This is a genomic window from Methylobacterium sp. J-043 (genome assembly GCF_022829505.1).
Lineage (GTDB): Bacteria > Pseudomonadota > Alphaproteobacteria > Rhizobiales > Beijerinckiaceae > Methylobacterium > Methylobacterium extorquens_A.
The window spans coordinates 211,173-234,280 of the sequence record NZ_JAKSYB010000045.1 but is presented as its reverse complement, the minus strand read 5'-3'; the positions used below and the strand labels follow the sequence as shown (position 1 = coordinate 234,280).

The following is a 23,108-nucleotide window of genomic DNA, read 5'->3' as shown; positions in this document are numbered from 1 at the left end:
CCTCAGACGGCTCGCGCCCCCTCTGGCTCGAACCGGGCGAGTCGGGTCGTCGCTTGCCGGGTCAGCGCGTCGAGACGGGTCCGCTCTTCGAGCGTCAGGATGCGGTCGAGCGAGAGGAGATGCACGAGGCTGTCGCCCCGCGCGAATTCGCCGACGACGCAGCCATTGAGACTGCGGGCGGATTCGACCGGCCGCAGCGACTCCTCCTCGACTTGGACGAGGTCGAGAGCCCGGTCGACGAGAAAGGCGATGTCGCCCCCGCGGGCCAGCACGACGTGCCGGTAGGGATCGCGACCGCTGCCGGCGTCGCGAAGTGCGAACAGGGCGGCGAGATCGATGACTGGCACCGGCTCGCCGGCCAGATTGAGAAAGCCCGCGAGAGGACCGCCCGCGGCCGGCGGTGCATGCAGGCGCGGCAGAGGGAGGATCTCGCGGATTTCGGCCCGCGGCAAGGCGCAGGTCGTCCCGGCGATGTCGAGAAGCAGGGTGGGCAGACGCGCCATCGCATGTCCTTGGGGCGGTTCGCCGCGGGAGCGGACGACGGGACCGCTCGTCACCTCGATCATGCGGTTGACGCTCGCCGAACGCAAAGGTTTCACGAACGACCGGTCCGGCCGTCCGTTCCTGCGGCGAGCGCCGGCTCAGGCGACCTTCTGGCGCGAACGCGACTTCGTCGCCGGCTCGGGCGCGGGGGCCTCTTCCTCGATACGGCCACCCGGCCGGCCGAGGCCGATCGACTTCGCGAGGGCGGAACGCTGCGCGGCGTAGTTCGGCGCGACCATCGGATAGTCGTTCGGGAGGCCGTAGCGCTGGCGATACGAGTAGGGATCGAGGCCGTGCGTGCCGAGATGGCGCTTGAGCGTCTTGTAAGCCTTACCGTCGATGAAGCTGATGATCGCATCCGGCGTCACCGACTTGCGGACCTGCCCGGAGGACGGCTTCTCGATCGCTTCCTCGGCGGGAGCGGCCACGGCCTCGGGACTGCTGAGGGTCGTCAGCGCCGTATGCACGCTGATGATCAGGCCCGGAAGCTCGGAAGCGGGGACTGAGTTGTTCGACACATAGGACGAGACGATATCGCTCGCCAGTTCGACGAAATCGTTGAACGATTTCTGGTTTTCTTCTGTCATTCTGCTTGTCCGTTCCGTAGGCCCCCGGGCGCCAAAATCATACGTGATGCGCACCGATGCAAGAGAAGAATTCGAAAAACTATGTCAAGCTTGTGGGTATTGAGGATGGCACACTCAAGTCCAGCGTTGTCGTTGAAGCGTAGAACGTTAAATGGAAGGCGTGCTCGCACGATCCAGTGGTGTGTCATAGCTCAACCTTTCCGACGCTGACCCGGAGCGTTGCCGCAACCGGAACGTCCTATAAGCGACGGACGGATCGAGAGTTTCAGTTCGGCTTCCGCAATTGGCACAGTGGAGCGGAAGGACGCTACCGCACCGTGTCCGCAACCCCGTCAACCCCGCGGGGAGAAATCGGGGAAACGGGTGACCCCTCGACGTCTTAAGCACCCATATTCTTCGCTATACAACCGGTGCGAGACGATCCGTCGCGCCGTCATCAAGCCTCGATTTGTGTCTCCAAGTCCAATGAAGAGAGCGATTTCGGGCAGCAAATGTCATTCTTGTGAACGCCGGGACTGCCGCACGCATTGCCCGCCGCCCTCTGTTGATAGCGGGCCGTCCGTGCTACGGGTCGAGGACAATGAAGTCCGCTGGTCCCATAGCGCTCTGGCTGGCGGCGGTGATCGTGATGATCGCCGCCGTGCTGTTGCCGTCCGGCGCCCGCGCGCACGGTGTGCACGAGCATGTCGCTCGGACGCAGCCGGTCGTTGCCGCGACGCGTGACCTCGCGATCGCCGGATCGGACGTCCGGCTCGCCGCTCCGATGCCGATCGTTCGAGCGGACGCGATACCGGTGATCGAGCCATCCCGGATGGACTGTGCCTGCCCGGCTTGCGCAGCCGGAGGCACATGCGGCCATGCGCCGTCGTCCTGCTGCGCGACTGGACTTGCCCCGTCACCGGTTCCGGCCCTTCCGCCGGCCGCCGCGCAGGCCTCTGCTCCTGCGCGCGACGGGCCGCGTCTGTCGGGCATCGTGCCCGAGGCGCAGATCGAGCCGCCCCGAACCCTCGCCTGACGCCCGATCCCCATCCGGTACGCTCCGTACCAGGTGATGTCGTTGCTCATCCGGCGAAGGTTTGGTTCTCCATGTCCATCCGTATCGCGGCGGCGCTTCGGGCGCTTGCCGTCTCGCTCGTGCTGGCCGCTGCATCGGCCGCAGGCAGTGTCGCCCTGGCCCATGAGGGGCACAGCCACGGCGTCGAGGCGCCGGCCCTCCCCGCCCGGACCACCCCTCGGGCCGAAGCGGCCTCGGCCACCTTCGAACTCGTGGCGGTGGCGTCGAGCGACCGGATACGATTCTATCTCGATCGCTTCACCAGCAATGAGCCCGTGAACGGCGCCGAGATCGAGATCGAGACGCCGGACGGCCCGGCCGAAACGCGGGCCGTCGGCGACGGCGTCTACGAGATCGCCGCACCCTGGCTCGCCTGGGGTCAGCGATACGACCTGCTTGCCACCGTGACCGCTGACGGAACGACGGATGTGCTGGCCCTCGACCTGCACCTGCCCGAACCGGAGGCGGCAGCGAGGCCGGTCCAGGCCGAGGCGTCGGCGTGGCTTGCCAATCTCCGGCGCCATCTCACCCATCAGGGTCCGATCGGTGCGGCCGCGGGTGGATTCCTGCTCGGGCTCGCCGTCATCATGCTCGTGCGCTCGCGCCGGGCGCTCCCCGCCTTCGCGGTCCTCGCCCTGACCTTGACGCTGCTCCTTGGTACGGCCGCCCTCGCCCATGAGGGGCATGATCACGAGAAAAACGGGTCCGGCGAAGAGGAGGCCGCGCCGGTCCAGGGGGTGGCGCTCACCGCGCCCACGGCCGCACCCGTCGAGCGCGCCCGGCGCCTGCCGGGCGGTGCGGTGTTCGTCCCCAAATCGATGCAGCGCCTGCTCGCTTTGCGCACCGGCCTGACCGGCATCGCCGACCATCGCCGTACCGTCGAACTGCCGGGGCGCGTCATCGCCGATCCGAATGCCAGCGGCGTGGTGCAATCGTCGGTCGGCGGCCGCCTCGCCCCCCCGCCCGGTGGCTTCCCGAATCTCGGCACACGGGTTCGCAAGGGTGAGGTGCTGGCGACCGTCACGCCGCCGGTCCAGGCGGTCGACCTCTCCGACATGCGCCAGACTCAAGGCGACCTCGACCAGCAGATCGCCATCACCGGCCGCAAGGTCGCCCGCTACGAGCGCCTCGCCGCGACCGGTGCGGTGGCTCAGACCGCTCTGGAGGACGCCCGCGCCGAACTCGCCGGCCTGAAGGACCGCCGCGCCGCCCTCGACACGATCCGCCGCGCGCCGGAAGAACTGATCGCTCCGGTGGACGGCGTGGTCGCCGAGCGGGCTGCGGTGGCTGGCCAGATGGCGGCGGCGGGCACGATGGTGTTCCGCATCGTCGATCCCGACAAGCTCTATGTCGAGGCGCTGAGCTTCGTCGGCCTGGAGCCCGGCGCCGCTGCCACCGCACGGCTGCCCGATGGGCGCACGCTGGCGCTGGCCTCCCGTGGCACCGGCCTCGCCGACCGCAACCAAGCGGTGCCGGTGCAGTTCGCGATCACCGGAAGCGCCGAAGGCGTCCGGCTCGGTCAGTTCGTGACCGTGCTGGCGCCGACCGGCGAGACCATCGGGGGATTGGCCGTGCCCCGGGCGGGGATCGTCCGCACCGAGAGCGGCGCGGTGGTCTACGAGCACGTCTCCGCCGAGCGGTTCGAACCGCGGCCCGTGCGGGTCGAGCCGCTGGACGCCGAGCAAGTGATCGTGGCCGGCGGCCTCAACGCCGGCCGGCGCGTCGTGGTGCAGGGCGCCGAACTTCTCGATCAGGTCCGCTGAGGAGAAACGCGCTATGTTCGCCCTCCTCGTTCGCGCCGCCCTGCTCAACCGGGTGCTGGTTCTCGCCCTCTGCCTCGGCTTCGTGCTGGCCGGCGGCCTCGCGCTCACGCGCCTGCCCGTCGATGTGCTGCCCGATCTCAACCGTCCCACCGTCACGGTGATGACGGAAGCCGAGGGCTACGCCCCGCCGGAGGTGGAGCAACTCGTCACCTATCCGATCGAGACCCGGATGAACGGCCTGCCCGGCGTCACCCGTGTCCGCTCGGTGTCGAGTGCCGGGCTCTCCATCGTCACCGTCGAATTCGGCTGGGAGACCGACCTCTACCGCGACCGCCAGTTCGTGGCCGAACGCCTCGCCCTGGTGCGCTCCGAGCTGCCGGCCGGCATCGTCCCGCAGATGGGTCCGGTCGCCTCGATCATGGGCGGCATCCTGCTCGTTGCCGTCACGAGCGAGACATCGAACCCGATGCAGGTCCGCGAGACCGCGGACTTCACCCTCCGCCCGCGCCTGCTCTCGATCCCCGGCGTCGCGCAGGTGATCCCCATCGGCGGCGAGGTGCGCCAGTTCCGCGTCAGCCCGAACCCGGCGGCGATGCGGGCGCTCGGCGTCAGCAACGAGGCGCTCGCCACCGCCTTGTCCGGCTTCGGCACCAATGCCGGCGGCGGGTTTGCCGATGCCAATGCCCGCGAGATCCTGATCCGCAACATCGGCCGCACCCTGAGCCTGGAAGATCTGCGCAACCTCGTGATCCCGGCCGCCCCGCAGGGCGCGACGGCGGAAGCCGGCCTATCCGGCACGGGCAATCCGGGAATCGAGGGCCGGGTCTACCTGCGCCAGATCGCCGAGGTGGCGTTCGCGGCGCGGCCCAAGCGCGGCGATGGCGGTTATCGCGGTGAGCCGGCGGTGATCCTCTCGGTCGAGAAGCAGCCCGGCGTCGATACCGTGCGCCTGACGCAGGCCGTCGAGGCAGCGTTGAAGGAGATTGCGCCCACCCTGCCGAAGGGCATGGACGCCCAGAAGATCCTGTTCCGGCAGGCGGACTTCATCGAGACCTCGCTCGCCAATGTCGAGCGGGTCCTGCTGGAGGCGGTCGCAGTGGTGGCCGTAGTGCTGTTCGCCTTCCTGATGAACGCGCGCACGACCCTGATCTCGCTCACCGCGATCCCGGTTTCGATCCTGGCCACGGCCCTGGTGTTCTGGCTGTTGGGTTTCTCGATCAACACCATGACGCTCGGCGGGCTCGCCATCGCCATCGGCGAACTGGTCGATGACGCGGTGGTCGATGTCGAGAACATCTTCCGCCGGCTGCGCGAGAACCGGGCCGAGGGCTCGCCCCGCAGCGTGTTCGATGTGGTGGTGGCTGCCTCCAGCGAGGTGCGCTCCGGCATCGTCTACGCCACCGCGATCATCGTGCTCGTCTTCGTGCCGCTGTTCGCGCTCTCCGGCATCGAGGGCCGGCTCTTCGCCCCGCTCGGCCAAGCCTATATCGTCGCGATCCTCGCGAGCCTGCTCGTTTCCGTCACCCTGACGCCGGTTCTCGCCTCCTGGCTGCTGCCGGGCATGAAGAGCCTGGCCGAGCGCGAACCGGTGCTGGTGCGGCGGCTCAAGGCCGGCAACGCGGCGCTGCTCGAGGTGGCCCTGGCCCATCCGCGGGTGCTGATGGCCGGCATCGCCCTCTGCGTCGTCGCGGCGGGAATTGCTGCGGCGCATCTGCCGCGCGCCTTCCTGCCGGCCTTCAACGAGGGCTCGCTCACCATCAACGCCACCTTCCGCCCCGGCATCTCGCTCGCCGAGAGCAGCCGCGTCGGCGCCATCGCCGAGCGGCTCCTCATCGACGTGCCGGAAGTCGCCACCGTCGGGCGCCGCACCGGCCGCGCCGAACTCGACGAGCACGCGGAAGGCGTCCACTCCTCCGATCTCGAAGTACGGCTGAAGGCGGGCCGCCCCCGCGAGACGGTGATCGCGGAGATCCGCGAACGGCTCGCGGTTCTGCCGGTGACGGTCAATGTCGGCCAGCCGATCTCGCACCGGCTCGACCACATGCTCTCGGGCGTGCGCGCCGAGATCGCCCTGAAGCTGTTTGGCGACGACCTCGACGCCTTGCGCGCCGCGGCCGAGGGCCTTCGTGAGGCAATTGCGGCAGCGGTGCCCGGCGTCACCGACCTCCAGGTCGAGCGGCAGGTACGCATCCCGCAACTCGACATCCGGGTCGATTACGGCCGCGCCGCCCTCTACGGCGTCTCGCCCTCGACCGTGGTCGAGACCATCGCCCGGCTCGCCAACGGGCGCACCCTCTCGACCATCGCCGACGGGCCGCGCCGCTTCGACGTCACCCTGCGTCTGCCTGAGGCGCGGCGCAGCCCGCAGGCGCTCGGCGACCTCCTGATCGAGACGCCCTCGGGCTGGGTGCCGGCCCGCGAGGTCGCCGACATCCGCGAGACCGATGGGCCGAACCAGATCCTGCGCGAGAACGGGCGGCGCCGGATCGTGGTGCAGGCCAATTCCGACGGCCGCACCGATATGGCAGCCATCATCGCCGGCATCCGCCGCGTGCTCGACGAGACCCGCTTTCCCGAGGGCGTGAGCGCCCGGCTGGAGGGCAGCTACGAGGCGCAAGGGGAGGCCGCGCGCACCATCGGCGGGCTCAGCCTCGTGTCGCTGGCCCTCGTCTTCGCCTTGCTGCACGGGCGCTACCGCTCGGTGACGTTGGCCCTGATCGTGATGGGCAACGTGCCGCTGGCCCTGATCGGCAGCGTTCTGGCGCTCTGGATCGCCGACCTGCCGCTTTCGGTCGCCTCGATGATCGGCTTCGTCACGCTCACCGGCATCGTCGCCCGCAACGGCATCCTCAAGATCAGCCACATGCTGAACCTCGCCCGCGACGAAGGCCTGGCCCTCGGGCCCGCTCTCGTGACTCGGGCGAGCCTGGAGCGGATGACGCCGGTGCTGATGACGGCGTTGTCGGCCGGCATCGCCCTGGTGCCGCTCCTCATCGACGGCACGGCGCCGGGCAAGGAGATCCTGCACCCCGTCGCCGTGACGATCTTCGGCGGCCTGATGAGCGCGACCCTGCTCGATGCCGTGCTCACCCCCGTCCTCGTCCTGACGTTCGGGCGGGGCGCTTTCGCCCGGCTTCATGCCCCGGCCGGGACCGACGCGCTGCACGCACCGGTGCGTGAAGCCTTCTGATCCATCGCATTCAAGGAGACGATCGATGAACCGTGCGATGCCCTGCGCCGTGCTGGCTTTGGTTCTGCTGGCTGCACCCGCCAGCGCCCAGCACGCCCATGCTCACGACCATCCGCCCGGCCCCAATGGCGGTCGTATCGAGGATGCGGGCGCATGGCACGCCGAACTCGTGACGCGGGCAGAGGCCGTCTCGGTCTATCTCAGCGACGGAGACGGCAAGCCCCTGCCGGTCGAGGGGTTCAAGGCGGTCGCCATCTTCAAATCCGGCGCCAAGGCCGCCCGCGTCCTCCTCAGTCCTGCGGGCAACCGGCTCGCCGGCACGGCCGAGGCGAGCCTGGGAGACCGTCCCAGCGGCGCCGTGCGCATCACCGGGCCCGGCGGCGTCACCGCCAGCGCCCGCTTCGATTGATTTCCGTCCCCGATCCAGGAGCATTCTCGATGCCGAAAACAATCCCCGCCGGTCTCTTCGTCTGCATGCTGGCCGGTGCAGCCTTCGCCCAGGACCCGCACCACCATCACGGCCATGGTCGACCGGACGCGAAGGCCGCGGCGAATGACAGCGCGGCGACCAAAGCCTTTCGCGCGGCCGACGCGCGCATGCATCGCGAGATGGACATCCGCTACACCAACGACATCGATGTCGATTTCGTGCGCGGGATGATCCCGCACCATCGCGGCGCGATCGATATGGCGAAGATCGCTCTCGAACACTCGAAGGATCCCGAGATCCGCAAGCTCGCCGAAGACATCGTGAAGGCGCAGGACACGGAGATCGCGCAGATGGAAGCCTTCCTCAGGCGCAAGCAGGCCGCCGGGCACCGCTGAGAGGCTGTCGCCAGATCGCTTCCAAGAACATGGCGGTTCTTGAAACTGCTCGGCTTCGAAGCATTCCGCTCGATCGATGCCACGGGATCGACCGTCCGAGACGCTTCGAGGCTGGGATCTCGCGCCAGATCTCAATGTGACGGGTCAACGAGAGTGTTGGAATAGCGCAGGTCTACAAGGTTTGGGGCGGAGGCCGTGCTCCAGGCGAATAAATTATATCGCAATAAATTTTCTTCGAGATCGCTTGAGGAAGATAAATTACGATTCGATGTATGTGAGTGAGATCCAAATATATGTGTATTACTAGATTTTTAGTCGAGAGATGACCGATTTACAGCGTGTGCTGATATAATTATAAATATATTTTAATGTTTACTCCTCTGCGGTTCTGCTCTTTGCAGCCCATCGCTTTGCTCCAATGCGGGGCTGGTCGCGTCAAGTCCGCCGATCCGATCCGACTGTCCGACGACTGCTTGGTCCAATCGCGGTGGTGGTCGCTACCCTCGTTCAAACGCTACGACGTCTTGCGGGTCCACTGACATTGAGGATCGACCGCTATTCACGTCGTCGATGAACGATCAGAGAAACTGTTCAAAGTGCAGTTGGATTTAATCCTGGACAATTCCGATAAATTTTCATCCGTCGATCACGGCTAGTTTATCGCCGAAATGTGCCGTAGCGCACGAAGCAAACAATCTGCCAGGATTAAACTGAAAGTATATTCCGGTGATAAAACGCACTTTCCAAATATAATTCCGGGAATTACTGTCTTATTGCGACACCTGAAAAAGACGAAAAAAAGTTCGCCACTCAGGGATTACGAGAGGATGTTCGACATGAAGCGCATTGTGACACTCGGTTTCCTGGCGGCTGCGGCCGTTGCCCTGCCGCTCACGGCGCAGGCGCAGGACGGTGGAAACGGCAGCCGCCAGCAGGCTGGCGGCGGTTTCATGAGCAGCTACGTGGACGATCCCTACCACGACCCCCGCTCGCTCCACTCGCAGCGTGCCGGCTCGGGCCAGATCCTCGGCGCGCCGATGCTGAGTGAGAACGCTGGCGCCAAGGGCGGAGTCCCCACCGCCGCTCTGCGTCAGGGTACGGTGCAGCCGCGCTGGTCCGCCGGCACCGCTCCGCGCCGGGCCCGCTAACGAAGGCTTGTCCGGCGGCGGCGCTCAACCCGCGCCGCCGGCCACGTCCCTGCTATCCGATCTCCGGCCGCGCCGCCTCGGGCCGACCGGATTCCCGGACGACATCGAGCCGGCTCACACGTCGTCGCAGGCCATGCGACGGCGCTGGTTGCCTCGTGCCTGACGGAGGCGCCGGCATCACCGCGTCTTGCCTGATTGGACTTCGCGGATCGGCGGGCGGAACGCGCCCGTCATCCAGCCAGCATCTCATGCGTCCCGGCGTGTCGGCTCACGCGTGGTGACGGACAGCGGGGTTTGACGTGGACGGCATCATCCAAGGCCTCTCGAACTTCCGAGGATCGGTCTTCCCAGGCCAGCAGCAGATGTATCAGCGGCTGGTGCGCGACGGCCAGCAGCCGCAGGCGCTGATCATTGCCTGCGCCGATTCCCGCGTCTCGCCCGAGCACATCACGCAATCCGGTCCCGGCGACCTCTTCGTGTGCCGGAACGCCGGCAATATCGTGCCACCCTTCTCGCAGCAGAACGGCGGCGTGTCCTCCGCGATCGAGTACGCGGTCGTCGCCCTCGGCGTGCTCGACATCGTGATCTGCGGGCATTCCGATTGCGGCGCGATGAAGGGCCTCATGAATCCCGAGGCGCTCGGCAACATGCCCAACGTGGCGGCTTGGTTGCGCCACAGCCATGCGGCGAAACAGATCGTCTGCGAAGCCTATCCCGAGGGAATGGGCCCGAAGGAGCGCCACCGCGCGATCGCCCTCGAGAATGTTGTGGTGCAGCTCAGCAATCTGCGCACGCATCCGAGCGTGGCGACGGCGTTGGCCCGCGGCAAGCTGCGCCTGCACGGCTGGTTCTTCGAAATCGAGAGTGGCCAGGTGCTCGCCTATTGCGGCGAGCGCAGCCGCTTCGTCCCCATCGATGAAGCCACGGGCGTCCCCGTCGCCCAGGCTTCGGCATCCCGGATCGCCACGCCGGAATTCGCCGGCCCTCACGCCATCGCAGCGGAGTAGAATTTGCTATGCGCGCCTCCCTCGCCCGGCTGATGCCGTCCACTATCGGTCGGGATCTCCCGTCCTCCTTCGTCGTCTTTCTCGTGGCGATGCCCCTCTGCATGGGCATCGCCATGGCCTCCGGTGTGCCGGCCGAGCGTGGTCTCATCACCGGCATCATCGGCGGCATCGTTGTCGGCTTCCTCGCCGGCTCGCCGCTTCAGGTCAGCGGCCCGGCCGCGGGCCTCGCCGTCATCGTCTTCGAGTTCGTGCGTGAGTACGGCATCGACGCCCTCGGGCCGGTCCTAGTCGCGGCCGGCGCCATCCAGCTTCTCGCCGGGGCGCTCCGGGTCGGCGGCTGGTTCCGGGCGATCTCCCCGGCGGTCGTTCACGGCATGCTGGCCGGCATCGGCATCCTGATCGTGCTGGCCCAGATCCACGTGTTGACCGACGCCCTGCCCAAGGCCAGCGGCCTCGACAACCTCATCGCCATCCCCGCCGCCTTCTTCAACTTCGTCTCCGGTCCGGAAGGCAACCGCCCCGGAGCCGTCATCGTCGGCCTCGCCACCATCGTCGCGATGATCGGCTGGGAGAAGATCCGTCCGGCCAAGCTCAAGCTGATCCCGGGCGCCCTGATGGGCGTCCTGGCGGGTACGATCGTCGCGGTCGTGGGCAGCATGGACGTCAAGCGCGTCGAGGTGCCGGAAAACATCTTCTCCGCCGTCACCATGCCCGGTATGGGCGACTGGAGCCGCCTGGCCGAGCCGGCGATGATCCTGATGGCGGTTACCCTCGCGGTCATCGCCAGCGCCGAGAGCCTGCTCTCGGCGGCGGCGGTGGACCGGATGCATGACGGCCCGCGCACGCAGTACAACCGCGAACTCGGTGCTCAGGGTATCGGCAACATCCTCTGCGGCCTCGCGGGTGGCCTGCCGATGACCGGCGTGATCGTCCGCTCCTCGGCCAACGTCCAGGCCGGTGCGGCCTCGCGGGCCTCCACCATCCTGCACGGCACCTGGATCCTCGCCTTCCTGCTGGTCCTGCCGATGGTTCTGAAGGTCGTGCCGACCGCCTCCCTCGCCGGCATCCTCGTCGTGACCGGCTGGCGCCTCGTCAGCCCCGCCCACGCCTTCCACCTGCACGAGCGCTACGGCCTGCCCACCGCCGCGATCTGGCTCGCCACCATGGTGATGGTCGTCGCCACCGATCTGCTCACCGGCGTGCTCACCGGCCTCGCGCTCAGCCTGCTGCAGGTGATCCCGCACTACATCCGCGGCCCGCTCAAGATCGAGGGCGGCGCGGCGCAGGCGGTGCAGGGTGGAGCGCTTCAGGCGGTGCCGGAACTGCGGCTCTCGGGCTCGGCGACCTTCCTGCAACTGCCGCACCTCACGGCGGCGCTGGAGGGGACTCCGGAAGGCTCGCCGGTCCGGCTCGAAGCGCAGGATCTGCGCCATGTCGATCACACCTGCCTGGAGATGATCCGGGAATGGGCTACGCGGCGAGCCAAGACCGGGTCGAGGGTCGAAGTCGTGGGCGGCGGCGCGAGCGGCCTGCACCACAGCCTCGCGATGGTGGCCCACGCTGCGCCGAAGGACTGACGCAAACGCAAAAGCATCGTCACGAAAGCGGGCTACCGGCGTTCGGGACGATGCTCTGAAACGGGAAAAGGCCGGAGCCGCGATGAGCGGCTCCGGCCTTTTCGTTTGCTGGAATCTTCTCTTCGAAGAATTCTAACCCGCAAATGGGCGAGGCTTTATGCGGCGGGTGAAGTCTGCGGACCACCGACGCGCTGCGCCGCCTCGAACCGGTTGAGGAAGCGGGGCTCCTTCTCCGGGGCGATGCGGATCTTGAGCGCGATCGCGCCGCCGGTCTCGGATTGGCGGTCGAGCACCTCGGCGTTCTCGTAGAGCCAGTTGAGGGCGGCGCCGTCCTCGGGCGGAAGCGTCACGGCGAAGGTCGATCGCGCCCGCGCCACCTGCCCCTCGATCCGCTCGGTGAGTTCCGGAAGACCTTCCCCCGTCAGAGCCGAGACGAGAATCGGAGCCGGCCCGGCACCGCGATGCGCCGCGCTCAAGTTGAGCAGGCGCGTGCGCTCGCCGTCGTCAAGCAGGTCGGCCTTGTTCCACACCTCTATGATCCGGTCCGCATCCGCCTCGATTCCGAGTTCGCGCAGCACGCCCTCGACATCCTCGGCCTGGGCCTGGGTGTCGCCATGCGAGACGTCGCGCACGTGGAGCAGGATGTCCGCCTCGATCACATCCTCCAGCGTGGCGCGGAAGGCGGCGATCAGCGAGGTTGGAAGGTCGGAGATGAAGCCGACCGTATCGGACAGGATGACCGTTTCGCCGTGCGGCAGCTTGGTCGCCCGCGCGGTCGGGTCGAGGGTGGCAAACAGCATGTCCTGCGCCCGCACCTCAGCCTTGGTCAGGGCGTTGAACAGCGTCGACTTGCCAGCGTTGGTGTACCCGACCAGTGCCACGATCGGATAAGGCACCCGCGCGCGGCTCTTGCGGTGGAGGCCGCGGGTGCGGGTCACGGCTTCGAGGTCGCGCTCGATCCGGGTCATCCGCTCTTGGATCATCCGCCGATCGGCCTCGATCTGGGTCTCACCGGGCCCGCCGAGGAAGCCGAAGCCGCCGCGCTGCCGCTCCAAGTGGGTCCACGACCGCACAAGACGCGACTTTTGATAGGCGAGATGGGCGTGCTCGACCTGAAGCGTGCCCTCGCGGGTCGAGGCGCGCCGGCCGAAGATCTCGAGGATCAGGCCGGTCCGGTCGATGACCTTCGCGCCCCAAGCCTTTTCGAGGTTGCGCTGCTGCACCGGCGAGAGGGCGCAATCCATCACCACGAGGCCGATTTCCTCGGCTTTGATGAGCCCGGTGACCTCCTCGACCCGGCCCTTGCCGAGATAGGTCGAGGGACGCGGGCGCTGGATGTGCACCGAGATCGCCCGGAACACGTCGAGCTCGATGGCGGCGGCCAAGCCGACGGCTTCGTCGAGCCGCGCCTCGTCGGAGCGCACGGTCTCCGTCTGTCCCGGGGCAAGCCGCTGAGCGGCGCGTGTGAGATAGGGGCCGAGAACCAGCGTGCGGGTCGCGGCGGCAATCTCGCCCTCGGGGGCGGCCTTCGCCTGCAAGCGTGCTTCGCCGGGCGGAAGGATTTCAGTCATGGCGTCTCCGTGTCATCGCTCCCTTATGTTGGAACGATGACACCATTTTACATCCGTCGACGTCCGCAAATGGCGGAAACCGGCTCGCTTCGCACAGTCAGGCTTTTTCAGGCGCCGTTTCGTCCGGCTCGAACAGTTGCACCGGATGACCCGGCATGATCGTCGAGATCGCGTGCTTGTAGACGAGCTGGGAGTGCCCGTCCCGACGAAGCAGGACGCAGAAGTTGTCGAACCACGTCACGACACCTTGAAGCTTGACCCCGTTGACGAGGAAGATCGTCAGCGGGATCTTGTTCTTGCGGACATGATTCAGGAACGTATCCTGGAGGTTCTGAGCGCGCTCGCCCGCCATTTCTTTTTATCCTTAGTTTCGAGACCCGCGCCACGGATCAGCAGGGTCCCGTGGCTGAAGCGCGGGGCGGCGCTCTCACGTGTTGGGACCGCTCTGCCGGGCCGTTTCCATTACAGGGCGAAGCTTGCCGCGATGCAAGAGGTCCCCCGCAGCGCAAAGCGTCAATATCCACCCCTTGCAACTGCTCCCGCCGCCCGTCCTCCCGAGAGGCGGGCGGCGGCCGGCCATTATGGCCCGATGCCGAGCGACTTCAGTTTCCGGTGGAGAGCCGAGCGCTCCATGCCGATGAATTCGGCCGTGCGGGAGATGTTGCCGGAGAAGCGGGCGATCTGCGCGATGAGGTATTCCCGCTCGAAGATCTCGCGCGCCTCGCGCAGGGCCAGGCTCATCAGCTTCTCGCCGCCCGCACCGGTCGGTGTCGTCGGCACGAGCGCGCCGATCTCGGTCGGCAGCATCTCGGACGTCACCTCCTGCTCCGGATCGCTCTGGGTCAGGATCATCAGCCGCTCGACGTTGTTGCGCAACTGACGGACGTTGCCGGGCCAGTCGTGCGACTGGAGCACCGCCATCGCGTCCTCGGCGATGCGCCGCCGCGGCAGTCCGGTGGCCGCCGAGATCTGCTCCATGAAGAAGGTGATGAGTTCCGGCACGTCCTCGCGCCGCTCGGCGAGCGAGGGAATGCGGATCGGCACCACCGAGAGGCGGTGGAACAGATCTTCGCGGAAGCGCCCGGCGGCGATCTCCTCGGTCAGGTCGCGGGAGGAGGACGAGACGATGCGGACATCGACGTGGACGCGGGCGGTGCCGCCGACACGCTGGAAGTTCTGATCGACGAGGACGCGCAGGATCCGGCTCTGCGTCTCCTTGGGCATGTCGGCGACTTCGTCGATGTAGAGGGAGCCGCCATGGGCCTCCTCCAGGGCGCCGACGCGCCGTACCCGGCCCTCTCCGCCTTCGACGCCGAACAGCTCGGCTTCCATCGTCTCCGGCGTGATCGTCGCCGCGTTGATGACGACGAAGGGCCCGCTCGCCCGCGAGGAGGCGGCGTGCAGGGTGCGCGCCGAGAGTTCCTTGCCCGCACCCGGCGCGCCCGAGATCATCACCCGGGCGTTGGTCGGTGCTACGCGCTCGATGGTCTGGCGGAGCTGGTTGACCGCGACCGAGGCGCCGACGATGCGGCTGGCCTGTCCTGAGCGGACCTTGAGGTCGCGCACCTCGCGCTTGAGGCGCGAAGCTTCGAGCGCCCGCTCGGCGACGAGGATCAGGCGGTCGGCCTTGAACGGCTTCTCGATGAAGTCGTAGGCGCCGGATTTGATCGCCGCCACCGCGGTCTCGATGTTGCCGTGGCCCGAGATCATCACCACCGGCAGGTCCGGATGGCCCGCCTTGATGAGGTCGAGCACCTGCAACCCGTCGAGGCGCGAGCCCTGGAGCCAGATGTCGAGGAAGACGAGGTGGGGCCGGCGCGATTCGATCGCCGCCAGTGCCTCGTCGGACCCGGCCGCGGTTCGGGTGCGGTGCCCCTCGTCGTCCAGGATGCCCGCGACCAGATCGCGGATGTCGGCTTCGTCGTCGACGATCAGGATATCGGCGCTCATGGCAGCACCTCCGCGACGCGTCGCGCTTCCATGGCGTCCTCCGTGTTCTTATCCATCGTTGTCCTGTCACGCGCGTCCGGTGCCGCGGAGCGATCCCGCTCCTGTCCCGCACCGGTCCCGGAATTCCGTTCGTCCGGCCGTCCGACTTCCCGCGGCAGCCGCATGCGGACCAGTCCGCCGCGCCCTTCCGGGTTGTCGTTCAGCTCGATCCCCCCGCCATGCTCCTCGAGCACCTTGGAAACGATCGCGAGCCCGAGGCCGGTCCCGCCTTCGCGGGTCGTCATATAGGGTTCGAGCAGGCGCTGGCGCCCCTCTGCCGGAAAGCCTTTTCCGTTGTCGGTGACTTCGATCACCACGAACGCGTCTTCGACGAGGAGTTGCAGGCGTACTTGACCCTTGCCGCCATCGGCCGTCAGCACGTCTTCCGGCACCGCCTGAACCGCCTCGACGGCGTTCTTGAGAATGTTGGTGAGCGCCTGGGAGAACAGCCGAACGTCGAAGGCAGCGACGACGCGGCCCTTCTCGTCCTCGCCGACGGTTTCGAACGGGAAGTCGAGGTCGGGATGCGCCATGCGCAGCATGAACAGGTTCTGGCGGGCGATCTCGGCCAGATCCTGCTGCGTGATCGCCGGTTTCGGCATCCGGGCGAAGGAGGAGAACTCGTCCACCATCCGCTTGATCTCATCCACCTGCCGCACGATCGTGGCGGTGCACTGCTCGAAGACGTCCTTGTCGGTGGTGATCACTTTTCCGTACTTGCGCCGGATGCGCTCGGCCGAGAGCTGGATCGGGGTCAGCGGGTTCTTGATCTCGTGGGCGATGCGGCGGGCCACGTCCGCCCAGGCCGAGGTGCGTTGCGCCGTGACGAGATCGGTGATGTCGTCGAGCGTCACGACGTAGCCGCGCGCCTCGCCCTGCGCCTGCTCGCTGGTAACGCGGACGGCAATGGTGCGCTCGCGGCCGCCGCGCACGAGCTGGATCTGCTGCTGCAGGGCGCGGTGGCGTCCCTCCGCCTCCGGGAACAGCGCCGCGATCTCCGGCACGACGTTCGTGAGCGGCTGCCCGACCAGTTCCTTGGCGGTGAGACCGAGCGTCCGTTCCGCGCCGGGATTGGCGATGGTGATGACGCCGTCGGCATCGACACCGATCACGCCGGGTGAGACGCCCGACAACACGGCTTCGGTGAAGCGGCGGCGGCGGTCGATCAGGTCGTTGGCCGCGCGCAGCCCGTCGTGCTGGCGGCGCAACTCCAGCGTCATCGTGTTGAAGCTCTCGCCGAGATGGGCGAGGTCGCCGTCGGATTTCCGGGCCGGCACGCGGGCGTAGAAATTGCCGGCGGCGACCTCGTCGGCGGCGTTGATGAGCCGGCGGATCGGCGCAACGAAGCGGTTGGCGAAGTTGAGCCCGAACCACACCGCCGAGAGCAGCGTGATCAGGGCGATCAGGATGAAGACCGAAGCGAAGGCGATCTGCACGTAGCGGCGCAGCTCGTCGAAGGTCAGGTACTCGGCCGCCGCGGCGCGGGCGACGCCGGGAAAGTCGATGGCGAGCTGACTCACCTCGCGCTGCACCAGCAGCACGGCGTTGTCGTAGGCCGGCATCCGCATCAGGGCGGCGAAGACCCGGCCCTCGTTCGGCAGAAGACAGATCGGGTCGCTCGATTTGGCCGCATCCTCGAAGGCGGCGGCCGAGGGCAGGCGCGTCTGCTTGAGCACGTCGATATTGGCGCGCGCCACCACCTCGTTCGGCCCGCGCATGATCTTGACGATCGGTAGGCCGAGCGCCTGGGCGCGGGTGGTCATGAAGCCCTCGAACCACTCGCGATTCACGTCGAAATTCGGCCGCGCGCGGGTCAGGTCGTCGGCGAAGATGCGGATTTCGCGGGCGAGCGACTGGCAGTGATTCTCTTGGTAGGCGTCCGCGACCTGCACGGATTTCAGCACCACGTCGCGGACCCGGTCGGTGAAGCCCAGCGACAGGCCGACATCGATCGTCACAGAGGCGACGATGGCGAGCAGGATCGTCGGCAGGATCGCGATCAGGCTAAACAGCCCGACGATGCGGGTGTGCAGCCGCGCCACCGAGGCATGGGTGCGCCGGGCATGCAGGAAGACCCGCGCCTCCCAGGCGATCACGACGACGAGCGCGAGAACCAGCGCGGCGTTGACCGCGAGGAGCACCACGCCCGAGGTCGGGGTCCGCGTGATCTGGATGATGCCGGCGAGGATGAGGAAGGTGACCGACGCCGAGATCAGCGCCGTGAGCACCACCGCCGCCCCGATCCAGCCCGGACCGCGCGGGGGCGAATCGAACCGGCGCGCGACCGCCTCGGCGCCGTCCTCGGCGGACGGGGCATCGGACGGCACCTTTTGAGAACGTCGCGACAGAAGCGGCATCACTGATGCGGGGCCACATCAGTGTGGCGAAATTAATACGAATCAGTCCGATCGAGGCGCCGATCAGGCGGCCAGGGTGCCCCAGCGGCGCACGTCTCGGAACCGCCGACCGTCGGAAAACCGCACCGTCACGCTCTCGGAGAGCCGGCCGGCGGCTTCGACCCGCAGGGTCTCCGGCCGCTCCAACTCGTCGGCCCGTTCCAGGGCCGCGGCGACCGACATCGGCACCGGATCGGCACCGCCGAAGGCGCGCCACCATTGCACCGCCTTCTCGCGGGCATGGCCGGAATGTTCGAGGCAGACCTCGACCCGGCATCCGCCGCCGCGCCAGCGAAACGACACTTCGAGCCGGTCTGGGCCCGAACCACCGGGGACAGGGTCGAGGCGCCAGCCGGTCACGTCGCGCCAGTGGGAGATCGATTCGGACAGGATCGGCATGGCGTCCTCCGCGCTCGCGGCGTGGGGCGCCTCCTCGTCCTCCGGTTCGGGCTCCACCCAGCAGGCCTCGCAGGTGCTGGCGTTGAGGGCGATCAGCGCGCCGCAGCCGGGGCAGGGTTTGGCCCGCGCGAAGCCGAGAGGTGCCGGCCCGAGCGCGACGCTGCGGGCGGTCACCGCATCCACCGGGCCGTGCATCCGCACCAATCCGGCATAGTCGAGCACGATCGCATCCGACTTGCCCGGCGCCCGGCGCAGGGCCCGGCCAACCTGCTGCACGTAGAGCCCGGCCGATTGGGTCGGACGTAGCAGAGCGATGAGGTCGACTTCCGGCACGTTGAAGCCCGTCGAGAGCACGCCGACCGAGACGAGGCAGCGGATCTTTCCGGCCCGGAACTCGCGGACCATCCGGTCCCGCTCGCGCTTGCCGGTTTCGGCGGTGACGGTCTCGCAGGAGATCCCCTCCGCGCGAATCGCGTCGCACACGGAGGCGGCGTGCGCGAGCCCGGCGCAGAAGGCGAGCCACGCCCGCCGTTCGCGGCCATAGCCCACCATCTCCTCGACCGCCGCGCGGGTGATCCACTCGCGGTTGACCGCCGCCTCCAGCGCCGAGGGGATGTAATCGCCGCCGCGCTTCGGCACCCCCGTGACGTCGAGGGCGAGCGCGGTCGCCTTGCAGACGAGGGGCGCGAGATAGCCCCGATGGATCAGGTCGCCGACCAATGATTCGTAGACGATCCGCTCGAACACCCGCCCCTCGCCCTCGTCGAGCCGGCCGGAATCGAGCCGGTAGGGCGTGGCGGTGAAGCCGGCGACCTTCAGATCCGGGTTGCCCGCCCGCGCCGCGGCGAGGAAGCGGCCGTAGCCGGTCTCGCTCGCACGCGGCACGAGATGGGCCTCGTCGATGACGATGAGGTCGATGGCGCCGAACAGTTCGGCCCGGTCACGGACCGATTGGATCGAGCAGAATACGACCTGCGCGTGCGCCTCCCGACGGCCGACACCGGCGGAGAAGATGCCGGCGGGCGCCCCGGGCCAGTAGGCGAGCAATTCGCCGTGGTTCTGCACCACGAGTTCACGGACATGGGTGACGACGCAGATCCGCGCGTCTGGCGCCCGATCCAGCCATTCGCGGATCAGGGCCGCAATGACGAGCGCCTTGCCGGCGCCGGTCGGCAGCACGACGAGGCCGGGCCCACCGCCCCCGTCCCAGTGATGATCGAGCGCGTCGAGGGCGGCGCGCTGGTACTCGCGAAGGCGCAGCATGGCGCGCCTTTAGCGAAGCGCGGCCGAGGAGAACAGAGGGGGATCACCGCGCGGTGCGAAACAGGTCGTCGCGAAGTGCGGAACGGGTCACCGCGACGTGCGAAACACTTGCAGATCGAGGTCCCGCACCTTCTTGCGCAAGGTGTTGCGGTTGACGCCCAAGAGCTCGGCCGCGCGGATCTGGTTGCCGCGGGTGGCGGCCAAAGCCGCGCCGATCAGCGGGCCTTCGATCTCGCGCAGGATGCGGTGATAGAGGCCGGGCGGGGGAAGCGTGTCGCGATACCCCGAGAAGTAGTCGGCGAGGTGCCGCTCGACCGCGCCGGACAAAGTCTCGCTGTCGGAGGCCCCGTTCGCGTTCTTGCGGGCCGCGCCGTTGCCGTTGGCCGCGGGCTGGGCGAGAGGGAGCGTGTCGAGTTCCGCTTCGATGACCGGACCGGTGATGGTCTCCTGCGGGTAGAGCGCGGCGAGACGGCGAACGAGATTCTCCAACTCGCGCACGTTGCCGGGCCAGCGGTAGCGCTTCAGCCGCTCCATCGCGTCGGCGTCGAGCGTCTTCCGGGTCAGGCCCTCGCGCTCCACCAGCACGAAGAAGTGGCGGATCAGGTCCGGCACGTCCTCCGAGCGCTCGCGCAGCGCCGGCAGGCGCAGGGGCACGACGTTGAGGCGGAAGAACAGGTCCTCGCGGAAGATGCCTTGCTGGATCGAGACGCGCAGATCCTTGTTGGTCGCGGCGATGATGCGGACGTTGGTCTTGATCGGCACGCGCCCGCCGACGGTGGTGTACTCGCCCTGCTGAAGCACGCGCAGCAGCCGGGTCTGCGCCTCCATCGGCATGTCGCCGATCTCGTCGAGGAACAGCGTGCCGCCCTCCGCCTGCTCGAACCGGCCTGCCGAGCGCGAGAGCGCGCCGGTGAAGGCGCCCTTCTCGTGGCCGAACAGCTCCGATTCGATCAGGTCGCGGGGAATCGCCGCCATGTTGACGGGCACGAACGGCCCGGTGCGGCGGCGGCCGTAATCGTGCAGCGCGCGGGCGACCAGCTCCTTGCCGGTGCCGGACTCGCCCGTGATCATCACGGTGAGGTCGGTCGGCATCAGGCGGGCCAGCGCCCGGTAAATCTCCTGCATGGCCGGCGAGCGGCCCACCAGCGGGATGTCCTCGTTCTCCGGCCCGGCTCCCGGGGCGGGCGTCCCGCGGGGGCGTGACAGCGCGCGGCCGACGATCGCGATCAGCTCCTTCAGGTCGAAGGGCTTGGGCAGGTACTCGTAGGCACCGCGCTCGGAGGCGCGGATCGCGGTCATGAAGGTGTTCTGCGCGCTCATCACGATGATCGGCAGTTCCGGCCGAACGCGCTTGATGCGCGGCAGCAGGTCGAACACGTTCTCGTCCGGCATCATCACGTCGGTGATGACGAGGTCGCCCTCGCCCTGGGCGACCCAGCGCCAGAGCGTCGAGCAATTCGAGGTGGTGCGAACCTCGTAGCCGGCCCGAGACAGGGCCTGGTTGAGCACGGTGCGGATCGCGGCGTCGTCGTCCGCGACGATGATGTGGCCGTTGGGCATGGCTCTCGACTCAGCGCTCCGCGGCCGATTCACGCCCGTCGCGGGCGCTCGACATGGGAAGGAGGATCCGGAAGGCGGTGCGGCGGGGGACGGGATCGCATTCAACGATGCCCCCATGGTCGCCGACGATCTTGGCCACCAATGCAAGTCCGAGGCCGGAGCCTTGCACTTTGGTGGTGACGAAGGGGTCGAACAGGTCCGACAGCATATCGGGCGGAATGCCTGGCCCGTTGTCGCGCACCGCGACCTCGATCGGCAGGCTGACGCGCTCGCGCGAGCCGGGAATCTGGAGGCGCAGGCCGGTGCGGAAGGCGGTGGAGAGTGTGATCTCGCCCTCGACCGTGTCCGTGCCGATCGCCTCGGCCGCGTTCTTCACGAGGTTCAGGATCACCTGGATCAACTGGTCCCGATTGCCGAGGACGGGCGGCAGCGAGGGGTCGTAGTTCTCGATGAAGCGGATGTGACGGGCAAAGCCGGATTGCGCCGAGCGCTTCACCTGATCGAGCACGCCGTGAACGTTGACGGGGCCTCGCTCCACCGGCCGCTCGTCGCCGAACAGCTCCATCCGCTCGACGATGCGTACGATCCGATCCGACTCGTCGCAGATCAGGCGGGTCAGCAGCCGGTCCTCTTCGTCGCTCTCCTGTTCGAGAAGCTGCGCCGCGCCGCGGATGCCGGCGAGCGGGTTCTTGATCTCGTGAGCGAGCATCGCGCCGAGCGCCACCATCGAGCGGGCGGCACCGCGATGGGTGAGCTGCCGGTTCATCTTGTCGGCGATGGTGCGCTCTTGCAGCATCAGCACCACCGAGTCGTCCTCGTCGCGCAGGGGCGTGGCGAAGACATCGACGCTGCGCTCGGTCCCCGAGCGGGGCTGGACCAGCTCCACACGGTATTCCGAGACCGAGGAGCGGCGGCGGCGCACCTCGGTCACCAATGCGATGATCGGCGAAGAGAACGGGATGATGTCGCGAAGCCGCCCGCGCAGCATCAGCCGGGCAGAGGCGTCGAAGAACAGCTCGGCGGCGTGGTTGACGCGCAGGATCCGCTCGTCCGGCCCGATGGTGAGGACCGGCAGCGGCAGTGAATTGAGCACCGCCTCGGCCGGCGGCAGGGATTCGGGAGCGGGCTCGTCGGAAAAGGGCATCAGGCCGCCTCGCCGAGGGGCGTGGTCGCCGCCCCGGCCGGTTCGAGGAACGCGCGCCGCAGGAGGCGGAGCGCCTCCGCCGGATCGTGGGTGGTGACGAGACGGCGCCGGTCGTCCGGGGGCAAACCACCGGCGATGTCGGCATAGGCGGCCAGATGCTTGCGGGCGTGGCGCACGCCCATCGCCGCGCCGTAGAGCGCGATCAGCCCCTGATAATGCTCGGCCGCGGCCGCCGCCCGCTCCTCGGCCGAGAGCGGCGGAGCCACGCGTCCGGCGAGCCCGGCGGCGATCTCGCCGACGAGCCAGGGACGCCCGACCGCCGCGCGCCCGACCATCACGCCCGCCGCACCGGACTGGCTGAGGCAGGCACGGGCCTCCTCGACGCCTGTGATGTCGCCGTTGGCGATGACGGGGATGCGCACCGCCTCGACCACGGGACGGATCGCCGACCAATCGGCCCGGCCCTTGTAGAATTGCTGCCGGGTGCGGCCGTGAACCGTCACGCCGTCGAGCCCGATCGCTTCGGCGCGCCGTGCCAGTTCGGCGGCGTTGAGGCTCGCGTGGTCCCAGCCGAGCCGCATCTTCACGGTCACCGGTACATCGACCGCGCCGCGCACAGCCGCGAGAAGGCGCACGGCGTGATCGAGGTCGCGCATCAGCGCCGAACCCGATTCGCCGCCGGTCACGGTCTTGGCCGGGCACCCCATATTGATGTCGATGGCATCCGCCCCGTTCGCCACAGCGATGCGGGCCGCCTCGGCCATCGGTTCGGGGGCACAGCCGGCGAGCTGCACCACGTGCGGGTTCACCCCGGCGCCCTCGGCCCGGACCTGCGATTCGGCGTCACCCTTCGCCAGCTCGGCCGCCGCGACCATCTCCGAGACCACGGCGCTGGCGCCGAGCCGCTGAGCGAGGCGCCGCATATGCAGATCGGTGACGCCTGAGAGCGGCGCCAGCAGAACCGGCGGGCTCATCACCCCCCGATCGTCGGCTCCGCGCAGCGCGCTCAAATAATGGTCACGTGTCATTGTGCCCAATAAGTAGCCAAATGGCGGGCGGACGCAAGCGCCTGCTGCGTTTGCCTTCGCGCAT

The 23,108-nt window shown here is 68.2% G+C and carries 18 protein-coding genes; 8 read left to right on the top strand and 10 right to left on the bottom strand.

Going from position 1 to position 23,108, the window contains the following annotated elements; genetic code table 11:
- Positions 1 to 2 precede the first annotated feature (2 nt).
- Together MKK50_RS12505 and MKK50_RS12500 are read right to left on the bottom strand one after the other, a co-directional pair.
- Complete coding sequence (locus tag MKK50_RS12505; protein WP_499022658.1) at positions 3 to 503, bottom strand: chemotaxis protein CheW; 501 nt, start codon at positions 501 to 503, stop codon at positions 3 to 5.
- Between the two features lie 138 nt (positions 504 to 641).
- Positions 642 to 1,130, bottom strand: a complete 489-nt coding sequence (locus MKK50_RS12500; RefSeq protein WP_253374048.1) for a Ros/MucR family transcriptional regulator — start codon at positions 1,128 to 1,130, stop codon at positions 642 to 644.
- 628 nt (positions 1,131 to 1,758) lie between these two features.
- Between MKK50_RS12500 and MKK50_RS12495 the strand changes: the two genes are divergently transcribed.
- From MKK50_RS12495 to MKK50_RS12460, 8 genes are all read left to right on the top strand, one after another.
- Complete coding sequence (locus tag MKK50_RS12495) at positions 1,759 to 2,145, top strand: hypothetical protein (protein ID WP_499022657.1); 387 nt, start codon at positions 1,759 to 1,761, stop codon at positions 2,143 to 2,145.
- 71 nt (positions 2,146 to 2,216) lie between these two features.
- On the top strand, positions 2,217 to 3,947 hold the full coding sequence (locus MKK50_RS12490; RefSeq protein WP_499022655.1) for an efflux RND transporter periplasmic adaptor subunit: 1,731 nt from the start codon (positions 2,217 to 2,219) through the stop codon (positions 3,945 to 3,947).
- A gap of 13 nt (positions 3,948 to 3,960) precedes the next feature.
- Positions 3,961 to 7,137 (top strand): efflux RND transporter permease subunit, encoded by a 3,177-nt coding sequence (locus tag MKK50_RS12485; RefSeq protein ID WP_499022652.1) that lies wholly within the window; start codon positions 3,961 to 3,963, stop codon positions 7,135 to 7,137.
- Between the two features lie 25 nt (positions 7,138 to 7,162).
- The gene (locus MKK50_RS12480; RefSeq protein WP_499022650.1) at positions 7,163 to 7,546 is read left to right on the top strand and encodes a hypothetical protein; all 384 of its coding nucleotides are present in this window, start codon (positions 7,163 to 7,165) and stop codon (positions 7,544 to 7,546) included.
- A 29-nt stretch (positions 7,547 to 7,575) separates the two neighbouring features.
- Positions 7,576 to 7,962 (top strand): CopM family metallochaperone, encoded by a 387-nt coding sequence (gene copM, locus MKK50_RS12475; RefSeq protein ID WP_499022649.1) that lies wholly within the window; start codon positions 7,576 to 7,578, stop codon positions 7,960 to 7,962.
- 836 nt (positions 7,963 to 8,798) lie between these two features.
- On the top strand, positions 8,799 to 9,110 hold the full coding sequence (locus MKK50_RS12470; protein WP_253371689.1) for a hypothetical protein: 312 nt from the start codon (positions 8,799 to 8,801) through the stop codon (positions 9,108 to 9,110).
- Between the two features lie 299 nt (positions 9,111 to 9,409).
- A complete protein-coding gene (locus MKK50_RS12465) occupies positions 9,410 to 10,117 on the top strand; it encodes a carbonic anhydrase (RefSeq protein ID WP_499022646.1) in 708 nt (235 codons plus the stop codon).
- A gap of 8 nt (positions 10,118 to 10,125) precedes the next feature.
- Complete coding sequence (locus tag MKK50_RS12460; RefSeq protein ID WP_499022644.1) at positions 10,126 to 11,694, top strand: SulP family inorganic anion transporter; 1,569 nt, start codon at positions 10,126 to 10,128, stop codon at positions 11,692 to 11,694.
- A 155-nt stretch (positions 11,695 to 11,849) separates the two neighbouring features.
- Here the strand turns inward: MKK50_RS12460 and hflX are convergent, their stop codons facing one another.
- The 8 genes from hflX to dusB form a co-directional block, all read right to left on the bottom strand.
- Positions 11,850 to 13,265: a GTPase HflX gene (gene hflX / locus MKK50_RS12455; protein ID WP_499022641.1), complete on the bottom strand. Its 1,416-nt coding sequence runs from the start codon at positions 13,263 to 13,265 to the stop codon at positions 11,850 to 11,852.
- A 97-nt stretch (positions 13,266 to 13,362) separates the two neighbouring features.
- A complete protein-coding gene (gene hfq / locus MKK50_RS12450) occupies positions 13,363 to 13,617 on the bottom strand; it encodes an RNA chaperone Hfq (RefSeq protein WP_003600267.1) in 255 nt (84 codons plus the stop codon).
- Positions 13,618 to 13,844: 227 nt separating this feature from the next.
- Complete coding sequence (gene ntrX / locus MKK50_RS12445) at positions 13,845 to 15,215, bottom strand: nitrogen assimilation response regulator NtrX (protein ID WP_253371697.1); 1,371 nt, start codon at positions 15,213 to 15,215, stop codon at positions 13,845 to 13,847.
- Complete coding sequence (locus MKK50_RS12440) at positions 15,212 to 17,611, bottom strand: sensor histidine kinase NtrY-like (protein WP_499022639.1); 2,400 nt, start codon at positions 17,609 to 17,611, stop codon at positions 15,212 to 15,214. The genes ntrX and MKK50_RS12440 overlap by 4 nt, the downstream gene beginning before the upstream one ends.
- Positions 17,612 to 17,674: 63 nt before the next feature.
- Positions 17,675 to 19,312, bottom strand: a complete 1,638-nt coding sequence (locus MKK50_RS12435; RefSeq protein ID WP_499022636.1) for a DEAD/DEAH box helicase — start codon at positions 19,310 to 19,312, stop codon at positions 17,675 to 17,677.
- Between the two features lie 87 nt (positions 19,313 to 19,399).
- Complete coding sequence (ntrC, locus tag MKK50_RS12430; protein WP_003600273.1) at positions 19,400 to 20,872, bottom strand: nitrogen regulation protein NR(I); 1,473 nt, start codon at positions 20,870 to 20,872, stop codon at positions 19,400 to 19,402.
- Positions 20,873 to 20,882: 10 nt separating this feature from the next.
- Positions 20,883 to 22,016 (bottom strand): two-component system sensor histidine kinase NtrB, encoded by a 1,134-nt coding sequence (locus MKK50_RS12425; protein WP_253371702.1) that lies wholly within the window; start codon positions 22,014 to 22,016, stop codon positions 20,883 to 20,885.
- Positions 22,016 to 23,044, bottom strand: coding sequence for a tRNA dihydrouridine synthase DusB (gene dusB / locus MKK50_RS12420; RefSeq protein ID WP_499022633.1), 1,029 nt, complete (start codon positions 23,042 to 23,044; stop codon positions 22,016 to 22,018). Before dusB ends, MKK50_RS12425 begins: the two co-directional genes overlap by 1 nt.
- Positions 23,045 to 23,108 lie beyond the last annotated feature (64 nt).

Coding starts and splice junctions, on each gene's coding strand:
- hfq (WP_003600267.1), bottom strand. CDS start 13,617: ATGGCGGGCGAGCGCGCTCAGAACCTCCAGGATACGTTCCTGAATCAT.
- MKK50_RS12425 (WP_253371702.1), bottom strand. CDS start 22,016: ATGCCCTTTTCCGACGAGCCCGCTCCCGAATCCCTGCCGCCGGCCGAG.
- ntrC (WP_003600273.1), bottom strand. CDS start 20,872: ATGCCCAACGGCCACATCATCGTCGCGGACGACGACGCCGCGATCCGC.
- MKK50_RS12435 (WP_499022636.1), bottom strand. CDS start 19,312: ATGCTGCGCCTTCGCGAGTACCAGCGCGCCGCCCTCGACGCGCTCGAT.
- MKK50_RS12490 (WP_499022655.1), top strand. CDS start 2,217: ATGTCCATCCGTATCGCGGCGGCGCTTCGGGCGCTTGCCGTCTCGCTC.
- MKK50_RS12500 (WP_253374048.1), bottom strand. CDS start 1,130: ATGACAGAAGAAAACCAGAAATCGTTCAACGATTTCGTCGAACTGGCG.
- MKK50_RS12485 (WP_499022652.1), top strand. CDS start 3,961: ATGTTCGCCCTCCTCGTTCGCGCCGCCCTGCTCAACCGGGTGCTGGTT.
- dusB (WP_499022633.1), bottom strand. CDS start 23,044: ATGACACGTGACCATTATTTGAGCGCGCTGCGCGGAGCCGACGATCGG.
- MKK50_RS12505 (WP_499022658.1), bottom strand. CDS start 503: ATGGCGCGTCTGCCCACCCTGCTTCTCGACATCGCCGGGACGACCTGC.
- ntrX (WP_253371697.1), bottom strand. CDS start 15,215: ATGAGCGCCGATATCCTGATCGTCGACGACGAAGCCGACATCCGCGAT.
- MKK50_RS12440 (WP_499022639.1), bottom strand. CDS start 17,611: ATGCCGCTTCTGTCGCGACGTTCTCAAAAGGTGCCGTCCGATGCCCCG.
- MKK50_RS12495 (WP_499022657.1), top strand. CDS start 1,759: ATGATCGCCGCCGTGCTGTTGCCGTCCGGCGCCCGCGCGCACGGTGTG.
- MKK50_RS12460 (WP_499022644.1), top strand. CDS start 10,126: ATGCGCGCCTCCCTCGCCCGGCTGATGCCGTCCACTATCGGTCGGGAT.
- MKK50_RS12480 (WP_499022650.1), top strand. CDS start 7,163: ATGAACCGTGCGATGCCCTGCGCCGTGCTGGCTTTGGTTCTGCTGGCT.
- hflX (WP_499022641.1), bottom strand. CDS start 13,265: ATGACTGAAATCCTTCCGCCCGGCGAAGCACGCTTGCAGGCGAAGGCC.
- MKK50_RS12470 (WP_253371689.1), top strand. CDS start 8,799: ATGAAGCGCATTGTGACACTCGGTTTCCTGGCGGCTGCGGCCGTTGCC.
- copM (WP_499022649.1), top strand. CDS start 7,576: ATGCCGAAAACAATCCCCGCCGGTCTCTTCGTCTGCATGCTGGCCGGT.